Origin of the sequence: Burkholderia sp. SIMBA_051 (genome assembly GCF_046534915.1) — a bacterium.
GTDB classification, from domain to species: Bacteria; Pseudomonadota; Gammaproteobacteria; order Burkholderiales; family Burkholderiaceae; genus Burkholderia; species Burkholderia ambifaria.
In genome coordinates this window covers 1-336 of sequence record NZ_JAWRXS010000110.1, presented here as the reverse complement: position 1 = coordinate 336, position 336 = coordinate 1, and the positions used below count along the sequence as shown (strand labels likewise).

At 56.0% G+C, this 336-nt stretch carries 1 protein-coding gene; it reads left to right on the top strand.

Going from position 1 to position 336, the window contains the following annotated elements:
• Window positions 1-40: 40 nt before the first annotated feature.
• A partial coding sequence (locus SB771_RS33775; RefSeq protein WP_410721888.1) for a hypothetical protein occupies window positions 41-336 on the top strand: 296 nt, incomplete at its 3' end.

The window sequence follows — 336 nt, the reverse complement described above, 5'->3', positions numbered from 1 at the left end:
CAGTCCCCTGCTTCCTGCATTTTCATCCAGAAATTCAATCATGCAACACAAAGTCAACGAGCAGTTTATACGCCGCAGCGCGTGGCACTCCCCCGTCACCTCGCTGCTGCAGAATCCCGACTTCTTTGGCCCTGCCATCATGGCAATGATGATACTCCCGCTCTTTCTGCCGTTACTGACCCCGCTCAGTATCCTGGGCATGCTCTTTACAGGCGTCATCTTCAACAACCACCGCTGGCGCTGTCCCATGAGAATGCCCGCCACGCTGAAGTGTGACGACCCCAGCGAAGACCGTGAGGAGACAGCCCGCTTTCTTGGTGCGTGGAATTACACACG